This window comes from Ktedonosporobacter rubrisoli (assembly GCF_004208415.1).
In the GTDB taxonomy this organism is placed as follows: domain Bacteria; phylum Chloroflexota; class Ktedonobacteria; order Ktedonobacterales; family Ktedonobacteraceae; genus Ktedonosporobacter; species Ktedonosporobacter rubrisoli.
In genome coordinates this window covers 5,158,304-5,171,255 of record NZ_CP035758.1, presented here as the reverse complement: position 1 = coordinate 5,171,255, position 12,952 = coordinate 5,158,304, and the positions used below count along the sequence as shown (strand labels likewise).

Genomic DNA, 12,952 nt, shown 5'->3' with positions numbered 1-12,952 from the left:
GCTTTAAACGCTTTGTTGGCTCAGGCATCCGAAGTTTTAGCGGCTAGCTCCTGACGTATATCTTTCAGGTAGGCGTAGATGCTGGCTCGCGAGATGCCAAGTTCCTGCATTACAATCTCGACGGCGTGATGGAAGCGAAAAACTTCGGCCTGATAGAGATCTTGAAGCACAGCAATTTTGTCCTGGCGATTCAGGTGGTGGACCGGCTTTCCTATCTTGTTGATCGCGCCATGCAAGGCAATAGTGACAAACTCTTCAGGAGTGGTGGCATACGTTTCAATCCTGCCGTTCGTAGGGGAGGGATCGAGCGGCCCGCTCGCATTTAATAAGGCCTGGTCAAGGAGATCGCGCGCACGGCGCAGGTCGCTGAAGTCCATATTGATACAGATAGCACCGACGATATGGCCGCGAGTGTTGCGAACCCAGACCGTTGAAGAAATAAGCTGGCGCCCGAATGGCGTGATGGTCTGCTCGCGCAAAATGTCGCTCTGAACGCCTTGCAGGTTCGTTGGTAGCATTTCTGGATCTGGGGCAGGTGCGCCAACTTTGCGCCCGGTGAGCTGACCACTGATCGCAACCACGCTGTTCTCGGGAGTGCGTAAATCATGCACAACAACCTCACACTGGGGACCCACGGTGGCGACGATAGCCTTAGCTATACGGGCGAGCAATGTATAGATCTCGGTTAGGTGTTGCTCTTCGAACATGTATCTCCTCTACATTTGCTGCTTCGCACATGGCCTGATCAGTTGCGAAGAAGACCTGAGAGATAAGCAGTACGGCGTAGGCCGGGTCTGCGGCTCATATGCTATGCGAGCCCTGGAGATCTCAGCTAGCAGCAGCATAGCCGGGAGAGGATCGTTTATTTACCGCAAAAATGTCTACAGTCTGGCGCCTTGTGTTTTACCGTTTCGCTAGATTATAGCATCTGTAGAGTATATTGTCACCAGGCGGCACCATGCCAGGTAGCAGTTAGGGTGAGCCTTTCATAAGCAGCGTTAGCGATAAGCGTTAAGAGAGAAGAGGCAGCGGAAATAGTTCCGCCGCCCCGCCGCCAGTGCTATAACGCTTCTTTAGAGAGTCCCCATTTGTCGAGCAGCTTTTGATACGTCCCATCGGCCTTCACTTCTTCGAAGGCTTTCTGGAGGGCATCTTTCATCTGGGTATCGCCTTTACGTACGGCAATACCTTCTAAGCTCAGATTTTGGATGGTGCCACCGATTTCCAGCATATTTGGGTTTTGCTGAATATAGTAGGCAGCCACGGCCGAGGTCTGGTCTGTGGCATCAACACGTTGATTGATAAGCTGTTGAATGACCTCGTTTTGATTGGTGAGCTCGGTGAGCTGAATAGCCGGCTGGCCCTTGCTGGTGCAAGCCTTGCTGGCGTCCTCAAGGCGACTTTGCTGGAGAGTACCACCCTGTACGCCTATATGCTTGCCGCAAAGATTATCATAGCTGCTAACCTTCTTGGGATTGCCCTTCTGTACAAGGAAGGCATCGCCGGAGCGAGAGTAGGGAACAAAATCAACCTTTTGCGCGCGCTCAGGAGTAATATGGATACCGGCCATGGCCACATCGAAGCGTTTATTGTTGAGATCATCGATGATGGTATCGAAGCGGGTTGAGACAACATTGGTTTTCAGGCCCATGCGATTAGCCATAGCCGCAATAAGTTCGAGATCGAAGCCTGTCGGCTTGCCCGAGGCCGTATCGATAAATTCTTTTGGCGGATAGGTTGTCTCGGTGCCTACGTTCAAAACGCCTGGAGTGAGCAGATTATTGGGGGCCATAATATCGGCCTTACCAGTAGGCGTGAAATCTTTGACTGGATTAGCTACGCTAGCGCCGTTAGTATTATTGCTTGTACCAGTGCCGTTACCACTGGTTGGATTGCTAGCTGTGCTGCTCCCTCCGCAGGCAGCCAGCACCATAGTGAGAATAACAAGAAGACCTACAATAAGAGAGGACCGCGAAAACAAGCGTTTTTGCGATCCGCAGTTGGAATGCAACATGATGTCACCTCCTAAAAATGTCTGGAGCGCCTTAAAGGCAAGGTATACGCTTTGTCACGCTCCAAAGAGCCGCGCAGGAAGGTAGCATGCCTTCCTGCCTCTCGGTATGGAGGGCAGGTAAATCAAAAATACCTTGCGATACTCTATAACAAAAAATTAGTTCGCGAGCACTTTTTACTCTGTGGCGAGAAGTGGCGTACCAGCTTCTCGTAGGGCACGAATACAGTTGCTGGTTCGGGCCAGCCCTTCGGCAAGATTCTGCGGGTCCTGGCCCAGTCCGAGCCGGAGAAAGTGCTCAAAGCCGAATTTAGCGCCGGGTACGCCCATAACTTCAAATTCTCTAGCCAGCTTATCGGCAAGATCCAATGAGGGAATGTCGAGCTGGTAACGCAGCAGAGAAAGCACACCACCCTGCGGAGGCTCCCAAGTGAAGATAGCGCTTTGGGCCTCCAGCCAGTTTTGTACAATCGTAAGATTCTGGCGAATAATAGCTTGATTACGCTCCATAAGTTTGGCGCGATTGCTCAGGGCCAGCGTGGCGAGCATATCGCTAAGGCCACTAGGACAGAGCGAGATATAATCGCGCATTCCCCAGCATGCCTGTATAAGCTCTACGGGAGCTGCAATCCAGCCAATACGCAGACCTGGCAAGCCAAGCGCTTTGGAGAGTGTACCTACGCTAATACCAGCTGGCCCAAAATCAAAGATGGGTGGGGCTGCGTTACCGTTGTCAGGGAGGGCAATCCAGCGATAGGCCTCGTCGCTGAGGACTTTTGCTCCAACCGACTCGGCCAGCGCGTAGACATGCCGTAGCTCCTCGGCATTTAACGTCGCGCCAGTTGGATTGTGTGGCGTGTTAATGACGATGAGGCGAGTTTTGGGCGTAACGAGCTGTTCGAGTTCTGCAAGGTTGTAACGGAAATTGGTCTGAGGGGTGATGTTCCAGTAAGCTACATCGCAACCAATTGCGCGTGGCACGCTGGCGAGTTGCTGGTAGGATGGATAGGGCGTGATAACTCCGTCGCCGGCCTCCAGCAATACGTTAAAGATGAGGAAATTAGCCTCGATCGCGCCTGTAGTGACCAGAATATTTTCGGGTCCACAGTTACGATATGTAGCGGCAATCGCGCTGCGCAGCTCCAATGATCCGCGGGCTTCGCTGTAGCCCAGGGACGCGTGCAGGAGATCGTTGAGCAGTTTCTCACGTTTCTCGGCTGGCTCTAGAGCCAGCAAATCGTGCACGGATAGAGGTGACATGCCGCCGGCACTGATGTTGTAATGTACCAGTGTCTCGATACCAGACATCCAGCGTTCGAGTGCAAATGGTTCGATTTTCACGCGTTCTCAACCCCCGATTTTGTTGTGTGGATACCTCACGGCCAGGTGGGCGCGACTCGTCAAAGCAATACGAGCTAACCGAACCGTGCTTTCAGCTCTGGAAACTGCTTACAAGACATAACTGGACGCAAGGTAGAAAAAGACCCATGGGACTGTTCATGCTGGGGCTACGCTGCCTTCTGAACAAGGTCGTAGGTATAAAAATGGAAAAAATATCTATATTTAGAATATCTTGTTTATAATCGGCTGTCAAGGGATGAGCTTATCAGCGAAAGAGAACTTTGTAAGGGAGCGCTAGTGTTCTCGACGACGCTTTTGCCATTCCTGCACAAGGGTTAAAATAAGCATGGCGAAGGGAATGAAGAGGAAGAGGGTGCTCTGCAAATTATAGCTGCGTATGTATAAATAAGAATACTCTAATTCAAAGGCGACTTCCAGGCGCGCGCTTTTGCGTTTGTTAATGTCGAGGCTATAGATGAACAGAGGGATATAGTTGAGGGCAATCCAGAGCAGGATGCAGCCACTAAGCAGCAGGAGCAATATGGGGTGATAGGGGCGTAGAAGAAGGCCGAGAGCGCTTAGCGCTATGCCAAATCCGCCCAGAAAAAAGACACCTAGCGCAAACTCGATAATTATGAGCCGGGAGCCATGATAGACGATAGCTAGCGCGGCAAGTTTTCGTACAGTAATGAGCTTGTTTTGCTGCATGGACAAATATAATAGCGTTTTTCTGATCCTGGCAACTAATTGTCTTCATTCTACCTGATACCTATGCTATTTGCGAGTTATTTTGCGCCAGAATAAGCTCAAGCAAGGAAATAGAATGCAGCTTGAGCCAGCACTGGTGTATCAAGCATTCTCGGCCCTCTGTGAAATGCGCAGACTCACCAAAGCAGGCTATGCGCGTTTCAGGAACTTCTTGCTCTATGGAGGGAGAAACCTGGCTGGCGAAATCGTCAAGATCGATATCTTTCAAGATGTACTCACTCTGGACTACCACCTGGAACGGCTCTCACGCTACTCGGTAGAATGGCAACCAGACGACCATCATATTGCCAGAGGCGGGAGAACCGATTCTATCACCACAGGTATCGGTTTGGGCAACTGGAGTTGTGGCAACCGGGCGAAGTGGAGTGGTTTGTGATTATCCGCGATACCCCAGATCAGGCAGCCGCCTCCTGGTAATTCAATTTCCTCTCTTTTCTGATGGCATCCAAAGCTGATCCTCTGTTGTTTGTCAGGCTGTGAAAAAGCAGCGATGGTGGAAAGCTCAATCCACCGCGAAGCTGCCTATACTTCCTCCAGCTCAACTGGAACGAACTGGTCAGGATGTGGGATGAGTTCGCGCATCTTGACGACGTTATCTCTGCCGAGAACAACGTCAGTCTCCAGGTTCTCTTTATGCACCTGGCTGACAAACTCGCGGCATCTACCACAGGGCGAGAGCACATAGATCTTGCCTTTCTCGTCTTTCCAGACTGCGACGATCTGGCTGATTCTGAACTCGCCAGCGGTCACCATAGCCGCTATGGCGCTCGCCTCGGCGCAGAACCCGGTTCCAGACGCAGTATCTAAGCACACCCCCACGTAAACATTTCCCTGGTCAGTGACCAGGGCGCATCCCACGTCTCCAACGAGTCGGTCCCCTATCCGCTGGGGATTGACGACTGCTGCTGCCCGCTTGATTAATGTATCAGTGATATTTCCCATCACTCGATGATACTCTCGCTAGATGGGGCTGTCAATATGGCGCAATACCTAGAAAAAGCTTCTCAAGCGCTCTCTGCTAAACGTTAACGAAAAGATATGCGCTCGCCACCCGAATGAAGATAAATAACACTCACCTTCATTCAACGGGAGTCCGTTTTTATCACAATGGATACTTTCAATATGTGTTAAACCATCATGTGAGTTGGTGTCTGATGGGGCGGCACATAGTTAAGCTTGGCAGCTATATTTCTTATAGACATATAAGAAAGAAAGGAAAGTGAAGCGCCCTCTTCGTATCCATAAAGAGAGCGCTTCACACAAGTAGAGAAGGCTGTGAAGGTTGTCTGATCTTACAGGCGATAGCCTTCTTCTCCATGTACAGCCATATCGAGGCCTTGAGCCTCTTCCTTGCTGGAAACACGAAGTCCGAGGGGCGAGAGCAGTTTCAACAAAATGAAGGTGAGGCCAAACGAGTAAACTATTGTGACAGCGACCGCAAGAATCTGGGTCCAGAACTGGGCGGGATTTCCGAAGAGGAGTCCGTTATGGCCTGCACTATTAATGATCTTTTCGGCGAAGATGCCAGTTAAGAGAGCCCCAACAACGCCGCCCATGCCATGTGCCGCCCAGACATCCAGTGTGTCGTCTATACTGGTCTTCTTGCTGCGAAAAAGGAGCATTAAGTAGGTTACCAGTCCCGCAATGATGCCGATTGCTATACTGGCCACCGGGCTAACAAAACCGCTGGCAGGGGTGATTGCTACCAGACCGCAGACCGCGCCGGTAGCCGTGGCCATTGCGCTGGGTTTCTTGTGTTCCGCCCAGCTCAGGACCATCCAGGTGAGCGCCGCTGCAGCTGCAGCTGTATTGGTGACCACAAAGGCGTTTACGGCTACCGGAGAGGCTCCAAGCGCGCTGCCTGCATTGAAGCCAAACCAGCCAAACCAGAGCAGTGCAGCTCCCAGTAGCACGAAGGGAACATTGTTGGATGGAATGGGTTGACCTTTCTGATAAGTACGTCTTCGGCCGACGACGACCGCGGCGGCCAGACCTGAGAAGCCAGCGCTGATATGTACAACGGTTCCTCCGGCGAAGTCGAGGGCGCCAAGATTATGGAGCCAGCCACCAGTGCCCCATACCCAGTGAGCAATCGGATCGTAAACTAAGGTGGTCCACAGGATGACGAAAAGTACTAATGTCCGAAAGCGAATGCGCTCGACAAATGCGCCGATGATGAGGGCAGGGGAGATGATAGCAAACATAGCCTGAAAGATCATAAAGGCGAGCTGTGGAATAGTCCCGGCATAGTTAGGATTGGGAGCATAGCCAACACCGCTGAGACCGAAGAAATTGAGCCCACCAATGATCCCTCCAATGTCGTTGCCAAAGACAAGGCTATAGCCAAGAATGATCCATTGAATGCTTACAATGCCTAGAATAAGCAAGGATTGCTTAATCACGCTTACCACGTTTTTGCTGGTCACCATACCACCGTAAAAGAAGCCTACGGCTGGCGTCATAAGCATAACCAGAGCTGCCGATATCAATACCCAGGCGGTATCTCCGGTGCTGATAGCTTTCGTGCTATATGCTCCTGATGAAGCGCCAGCGAGAAGCATGGAAGCATAGCCGACGACGGCTCCTAGAATGAATAGGAGTAAAACCTGGAAGATGAAGGTGCGGTTTTGTAGGAGTGATGCTTGCTGTTCTGCTGTTCTTGCTTCAGTTGTAATCATCTTTTCTTCACCAATCTTACGCCTCTCGTTCAGCAGGAGGATGCTGAAAAACAAAATAAATGACAAGTTTCTACCTACTAAGCCTTAGTAGCTGAAGACTGTATTCCTCCTGTCGAGCGCCTCAATGTGTCGAGCGGGAAACTGCCTCAACCGGTAGTGCAGTTCGTCAGGTTCCCCGCAATGGAGGATGTCCACTCACCATTGAGAAAGTGAGAGCATCAGTGAAATTTTCTATTTGCCAGGTGAAGAGCAAGCGAGGCGAGATCAGCGTTGATGAGAAGCGCCCACCCTCTTCTCTTGTTGCTTAAATTCTACAGTCTATACAGGCTTTAAGATAGGGTGAATCTGACAATATTACTTCGCAGGTTTTTGGGCAGATTGCACAAATATCGAGATGGATTTGCTGAAATTTTTCAGATTTATGCGTGCTAGCGAATTTATTGGCGCTCTTCGCTTTCAGCTATATGTACATTTTTACCTAAAAAAGGGCAGGAGCAAGCATATTTTACAGTTCTTTTACATTTTCCTCAAACTTTTTTAAATCTGATTCAGTATTTTTAGATCTCACCTGTAATAGCCTGTCAAGTCGTGAGTAAGAGGCATCTCGCTTGATGCGCTAAAGGAATAAAGTTCAGGCCTTGCCTTTGTCTGCAAATAATCTTGCAGCTGGCATCCCCGCTAAGCGCAATGCTAAGCCCTTAAACTAAACCCTGGGCGCTAAAGATATTAAGGGTATCCATCAGGCGCTGCACATTTATAATAGTGTCCTGATACCATTGTATCTTTCCTGTGGTAGGAAAGATCTGCATATTTAATCTATTTGAGCCCAGATCAGATAGAGATGTTTACCCTGGAACATCGGAGGAAAGGATGAGAAGTAATGAGACGAACCCTGAGCGCAGTGCTTGCATCCATAACCTTACTGATAGTGCTTGCTGCCTGTGGTGGCAATGAGAATACTGCTAACCCGTCGACAAGCGCGGCGGCCAGCCCGACAGTTGGGAATGCAGCAAGTCCTGCGGCGAGTAGCACAACCTCAGCCAATATCTGTCCACCAGCGGGCAATGTAAAAGCCTTTAATGTCGTATCTGATCGGTCAGAGGCATCATATAAAGTGCAGGAGCAGTTCCTTAGCCGCGATTTGCCAAATGATGCCATTGGCAAGACAAAAAAGATCCAGGGCAGTTTTCTGCTCGACACAGGTCAGCAGCCCAGGCTGGTTAATATGAAGATAACCGTGGATCTAAGCACACTGACAAGCGATCAGGAGAGGCGTGACCGGGCTATTCAGAATAAATGGTTGGAATCAGACAAGTATCCCAATGCAATCTTTGTAGCTAAAGATGTGAAGCTTCCAGCATTTAGTCAAGGTCAGACGATAACCTTTGATCTGCCCGGACAAATGACTGTTCATGATGTAACCCGCCCGGAAACGTTCAAGGTTTCTGCCAAGATGGACGGCGATACAATTAGCGGAACGGCCACGAGTTCGCTGCTTATGAAAAACTATGGCTTTGATGCTCCTGATATTGCCGGTCTGCTAACCGTAAAGGATGGCGTGACTGTAACGTTTAACCTTGTGGCCCAGAAGGGTGATTGCGCGCAAAGTCTCTCATAGGCTGTCCCGAGAGCTTATTCCGGGTGTAAAAGCCTGTTAGCCCTGTTTATTCTTCAAGGAAGATAGGCGTTGGAGGAAGCCCTTAGGTGCCATGAGCGCTTAAGGGCTTTTCTTTATGTTCGGCATGGTACCAAAAAGTGTGCCATATCTGAGATCTGGAGATGAGACTTTTTCGCGCTGGCTCGGAGTCAGCGAAAGAGATATTCTGGCAGTCTGCGCATTTTAAGCTCTATTCAAAAATAAGATTTTTGGGACTCTACCTGACAATACTGTTTCCTTGACGGTATTTATGATCTTCTATACAATGAAACTAGCATATTAGGCGAAGTCATGTTAAGGAGAGATCATTGGAAGACTATGTTGGTCGGCAAGTCGGTCATTACAAATTGATACGCCTTGTAGGACGGGGGGCTTTGCCGACGTATACCTGGGTGAGCACGTCCATTTATGTACTCAGGCTGCAATTAAAGTGCTTCAGATGCGCTTATTAGAAAGCAACTGCGAAGATTTCTTGCGTGAAGCACGCACGGTTGCGCATCTGCTCCATCCCAACATTATTCGCGTGCTTGACTTCGGTGTACAGGATACCGTCCCTTATCTGGTTATGGATTATGCTGCTGGTGGGACATTGCGTCAACACTATATGCATGGCTCGCCTCTACCGCTGGCGTCTCTTGTGCCCTATATTTCACAGGCAGCCTCTGCTTTGCAATATGCTCATGATCGGCGCGTGGTTCATCGGGACGTAAAGCCAGAAAATATGCTGCTTGGGGTCAATAACGAGATCTTAATGAGTGATTTCGGCCTGGCTCTGGTGACGCAAAATAGTAGTTCGCGCCCAACAAAAGATATGTCAGGTACCGCGGGATATATGGCACCGGAGCAGGTGCAAGGCAAGCCACGTGCTACCAGCGATCAGTATGCTCTGGCCATTATCGCCTATGAGTGGTTAACTGGCGAGCGTCCTTTTCAAGGTTCTTTTCTGGAGGTGGCGACCCAGCATGTGCTGGCGGCTCCTGCTTCCCTACGCGAGAAAGTACCCTCAATCCCTGAAGCCGTTGATAAGGTGATTATGCAAGCCCTGGCGAAGGACCCGCAGGAGCGTTTTGCCAGTGTGCAAGATTTTGCCGTTGCGCTTGAACAGGCTTATAAAGAGGTAGAAGCTACTTTCCCGTCTTCCTCTCTCCCTGTGGCTTCTACTCCACAGTTCCGCGAGAGCGGCGTGCTTCCTTTGGCTCCTCAGGCGACGCAAGCCATTTCTGTCGAAGACTCTACGTCTCAACTGGAACCTATGTCAGATGAGCTCGTAGCACCCTCCAATCAAACGATTTTTCAGGTTTCTTATAGCACGCAACCCCTGGAGAAGCTGACTACTGCTGAAGAATCACAGGCCGCTTCCTGGCAAAGTGCCGAGTCAAACACGACAGAGAACCATGAGTTAATGGTCGATTTCTCCACGCCTGCACAGACGCCTCTGGCTGGGAAAGGAGAGCAGGTGGATGCTCGGCTAAGCTCTTCTATGAGTGGACCCCTGGTAACACCCCAGCACGCTAAAAAAAATGATCAGGGAGCAAGTAATGTTCCACTGGCTCTGGCAAGTGGATCTGATAGCGCCGCACCGCCAGTTCTGCCAGGCTGGCAAAATCATTCTACAGGCCGCAAAAAGCCATTTATCTGGTTGAGCGGCTTGCTGGTGCTTGTATTGGTAGTTGCCAGTGCGAGCATCTGGTATTTTAGCAGTTCTAACAGAAGCGTTTCTCATGGGGCTTCGCCGGTGGTGACTGCTCAAGCCAATACTACCCAGCCATCCAGCCTCACAGTCACCGCTCTGCCACAAGGGGCTGTGACGCCTACAAGCGCTATCCAGCCTGGCAGTAAGCCATCGGCCGGGGCTGCTTCGCCAACCGCCCTGGCTCCCACAAAGGTGCCTACGCTGACTCCAAGCCCTCAGGCGGGAACTGCCAATCCTTATCCTCCGTATAGCGGTAAGCTGCAATTAGACGATCCACTTACCAGCAATATACATAACTGGGCCAGCAGTAGTTACTGCTCCTTTAGCGGTGGGTCCTATCATGTGACAGTCTCGCCAGGGACATTGATGCCGTGTACTATGCAAAATGCCAGCTATACTGATTTCACCTATGAAGTTCAGATGACCTTCGTCAATAGTGGGCAGCAGGATAGTGCCGGTGGCTTGATATTTAGAGATGGCTCAAATATGGGTAGTTTCTATTATTTTAAGATCTATTCAAATGGCCAATATACCTTTGGTATCTGCGTTAAAGGTTCTGACTGCTCACATGTGCTTGCTACCAATACAAACCAGATAAGCTCAATGTCTTCTAAGCTGGCGCGCTCGAATACGCTGGCTGTTGTTGCTCAGAGCTCTGTCTTTACGCTATACCTGAATGGGCAACCGATTGCCGGACCGATCAAGGATATATCGCTGAGTAGCGGGTCGATTGGGGTCTATGCTGATGGTGGGGTTGAGAAGACCCTTAGCATTAAGCTGGGTGGTAGCTCAAATACTGATGTTGCCTTTAACAATGCCCGCGTCTGGGCGCTGTAACTTCCACCCTGAAAAAGCCTTGACTTAGAATATACTTCAAGCTGTAAGCTATTAGGGCTAACTGAAAAGAGAGCAACAGAAAAGATGTTGCTCTTTTCTTAATTGCAGTTGGTAAATAGTTGAGAGCGCTCTATTCTATGGAAAGGCGAATAGAATATGGCCCGCACCGTGTCGAGAAATGAAAATTGTCCATGAGCAGATTGCTAGCACGCAGCCGCGCCTGCTGATAGCTCTCATAGAGCGCGGCTACACTATTAAGACTTTCCTATTGGCTACACTGCCTGGAAGGAGCTTTCTTGCTTAACCTTTGGCTTGTTGCGTGCGTCGGCCTTCTATGAATAAAAGTACGATGAGGAGAAGCTCGATAGGCTTATCGAGATAAGCTACAAGGTCGAAATGTGCATGTGTGATTAAAATCCAGGCTATGATAGTAATTGCGGCATATGCAATCAAGACCCAGCGAATAATGCGCTGATATTGACGCAAGGGAGGGAGGTAAAGCGCAGTAACGAGAACAATGTAGCCAATAAAATTAAGGATGAAGAGGGTTGGTATGGGAATCGATGTGTATGGCAGAACAGGCGCTCGTGCTCCTGCCCGTATGGCCTGTTGACTGGCTAAAAAGAGGTTAAAGGCAATACCGCGATAGAGGTGGACTAGCCCAGTTACTATGGCCAGCAGGATGATTGCTAGCTGTAGCGGACCAACACGTAAGCTTGGATAGCGTGAAATTGTTTGGCTCATTCCTTTTAGTTTCCTTTAATCATGATTTGAATGTACGTGGCCGTACTACACTTACCAAGGTCGTCAGGAAAAATGAGCATCTCAGGATCGATCCTGAGATGTCTGGAGCCGTATTGCATCTACCACACTTTTCTTTTTACTGGATAGATATGAATAAAATCGCAGAAAACTGTAAAATTACTGTAAAATGACTCAGGCCCATTCCTCAGTTTTTTGCTGATAAAAAACCTCTGAAAGCGCTAATGAGCTGATTTATGAAGCTGGCTCAGGGCGGGAAAAGTATTCTATGACGAATTGACGAAATAACCTCACAGCTCCGCCCAGATAACGTGTTTTGATCCAGGCCAGGCCGATAGTGCGCTGACAAACTATATCTGCTATATGCAAGGCCGGGATAAGTGGTTCGGGGGCCGTTTGTAAAGCTAACGCTGGCATAAAGGCGACACCGAGCCCGGCAGCTACCAGACCGCGTACCATGACCGATTCGTCTCCCTCAAAGATTGTATGTGGTTCAAATCCCGCTTGCCGACAAAAATTCTCTGTAAGTTCGCGCAGCCCATAGTCGCGTTTTAAGCTGACAAAGGGCTCATGTTTCACTTCTTGTAGGGAGATACTTTTGCGCTCGGCTAGCCTGTGGCCTGGAGGCACAACTAGATAAATTTCTTCTGTGCGTAATGGCATCCAGCCTATCTCAGGATCATCGGGTTGTGGCGAAGAAATACACAGATCTATCTCGCCTTTTTCAAGTTGATTGATCATAATATGGGCCGCATTCTGAAACAGATGGAACTGAATAAAGGGGTGAGCTTTCCGAAAAGCACTGAGCAGCTCTGGCAACAATTGAGCACCGACCGTGTAAAGGACTGCCAGTTCAATCTGACCGTACTCCCGTCCGCTCATGTCTGCTACTTTACGTTTGCCCTCTTCAAGTTCTGCCAGGGCCTGGTCTACATGCTGTAGAAATGCGGAGCCGAGCTGATTGAGGCGGATCTGCCGTCCCAGGCGATCAAAGAGGGGAGCGCCTAGCTCTTCTTCCAGGCGCGCGATTGCCCTGCTGAGGGATGGTTGGGCCACGTAGAGTTTCTGCGCTGCCTTTGACATATGCTCAAGACGAGCGACGGTTTGAAAATAGCGTAGTTGTTGCAGATCCATGCTGTAGTCCCTCTTCTCTAGTTGTGCTATCCTGCTCGCTTTGGAACCAGGCCAGGGAAAGAATAGGCTCT

Annotated in this window: 11 protein-coding genes; 3 read left to right on the top strand and 8 right to left on the bottom strand. The window is 49.9% G+C overall.

What is annotated here, in order from left to right:
• Positions 1-20: 20 nt before the first annotated feature.
• The 4 genes from EPA93_RS22560 to EPA93_RS22545 form a co-directional block, all read right to left on the bottom strand.
• Positions 21-707, bottom strand: a complete 687-nt coding sequence (locus EPA93_RS22560; protein ID WP_129889676.1) for a helix-turn-helix transcriptional regulator — start codon at positions 705-707, stop codon at positions 21-23.
• A gap of 353 nt (positions 708-1,060) precedes the next feature.
• A complete protein-coding gene (locus tag EPA93_RS22555; RefSeq protein ID WP_129889675.1) occupies positions 1,061-2,014 on the bottom strand; it encodes an ABC transporter substrate-binding protein in 954 nt (317 codons plus the stop codon).
• A 174-nt stretch (positions 2,015-2,188) separates the two neighbouring features.
• Positions 2,189-3,352, bottom strand: a complete 1,164-nt coding sequence (locus EPA93_RS22550; RefSeq protein ID WP_129889674.1) for an aminotransferase class I/II-fold pyridoxal phosphate-dependent enzyme — start codon at positions 3,350-3,352, stop codon at positions 2,189-2,191.
• A gap of 294 nt (positions 3,353-3,646) precedes the next feature.
• Positions 3,647-4,066, bottom strand: coding sequence for a hypothetical protein (locus EPA93_RS22545; RefSeq protein WP_129889673.1), 420 nt, complete (start codon positions 4,064-4,066; stop codon positions 3,647-3,649).
• A gap of 109 nt (positions 4,067-4,175) precedes the next feature.
• Here EPA93_RS22545 and EPA93_RS22540 point away from each other — a divergent pair, with 109 nt between their 5' ends.
• Positions 4,176-4,496, top strand: coding sequence for a hypothetical protein (locus EPA93_RS22540; protein ID WP_129889672.1), 321 nt, complete (start codon positions 4,176-4,178; stop codon positions 4,494-4,496).
• A 146-nt stretch (positions 4,497-4,642) separates the two neighbouring features.
• Here EPA93_RS22540 and EPA93_RS22535 read toward each other — a convergent pair whose 3' ends face one another.
• Positions 4,643-5,062: a cytidine deaminase family protein gene (locus EPA93_RS22535; protein ID WP_129889671.1), complete on the bottom strand. Its 420-nt coding sequence runs from the start codon at positions 5,060-5,062 to the stop codon at positions 4,643-4,645.
• Between the two features lie 350 nt (positions 5,063-5,412).
• Positions 5,413-6,636 (bottom strand): ammonium transporter, encoded by a 1,224-nt coding sequence (locus EPA93_RS22530; RefSeq protein ID WP_207229673.1) that lies wholly within the window; start codon positions 6,634-6,636, stop codon positions 5,413-5,415.
• Between the two features lie 1,042 nt (positions 6,637-7,678).
• Between EPA93_RS22530 and EPA93_RS22525 the strand changes: the two genes are divergently transcribed.
• Positions 7,679-8,416: a YceI family protein gene (locus EPA93_RS22525; RefSeq protein ID WP_129889670.1), complete on the top strand. Its 738-nt coding sequence runs from the start codon at positions 7,679-7,681 to the stop codon at positions 8,414-8,416.
• A 343-nt stretch (positions 8,417-8,759) separates the two neighbouring features.
• Positions 8,760-10,985, top strand: coding sequence for a serine/threonine-protein kinase (locus tag EPA93_RS22520; RefSeq protein ID WP_129889669.1), 2,226 nt, complete (start codon positions 8,760-8,762; stop codon positions 10,983-10,985).
• A 300-nt stretch (positions 10,986-11,285) separates the two neighbouring features.
• On the opposite strand, the gene EPA93_RS22515 is transcribed toward EPA93_RS22520, so the two are convergent.
• Together EPA93_RS22515 and EPA93_RS22510 are read right to left on the bottom strand one after the other, a co-directional pair.
• On the bottom strand, positions 11,286-11,729 hold the full coding sequence (locus EPA93_RS22515; protein ID WP_129889668.1) for a hypothetical protein: 444 nt from the start codon (positions 11,727-11,729) through the stop codon (positions 11,286-11,288).
• A 252-nt stretch (positions 11,730-11,981) separates the two neighbouring features.
• Positions 11,982-12,881 carry a LysR family transcriptional regulator gene (locus EPA93_RS22510; RefSeq protein WP_129889667.1) on the bottom strand — a complete coding sequence of 300 codons (900 nt, stop codon included), beginning with the start codon at positions 12,879-12,881 and terminating at the stop codon, positions 11,982-11,984.
• Between the last annotated feature and the right edge of the window lie 71 nt (positions 12,882-12,952).

Coding starts and splice junctions, on each gene's coding strand:
- EPA93_RS22515 (WP_129889668.1), bottom strand. CDS start 11,729: ATGAGCCAAACAATTTCACGCTATCCAAGCTTACGTGTTGGTCCGCTA.
- EPA93_RS22525 (WP_129889670.1), top strand. CDS start 7,679: ATGAGACGAACCCTGAGCGCAGTGCTTGCATCCATAACCTTACTGATA.
- EPA93_RS22560 (WP_129889676.1), bottom strand. CDS start 707: ATGTTCGAAGAGCAACACCTAACCGAGATCTATACATTGCTCGCCCGT.
- EPA93_RS22535 (WP_129889671.1), bottom strand. CDS start 5,062: ATGGGAAATATCACTGATACATTAATCAAGCGGGCAGCAGCAGTCGTC.
- EPA93_RS22555 (WP_129889675.1), bottom strand. CDS start 2,014: ATGTTGCATTCCAACTGCGGATCGCAAAAACGCTTGTTTTCGCGGTCC.
- EPA93_RS22540 (WP_129889672.1), top strand. CDS start 4,176: ATGCAGCTTGAGCCAGCACTGGTGTATCAAGCATTCTCGGCCCTCTGT.
- EPA93_RS22510 (WP_129889667.1), bottom strand. CDS start 12,881: ATGGATCTGCAACAACTACGCTATTTTCAAACCGTCGCTCGTCTTGAG.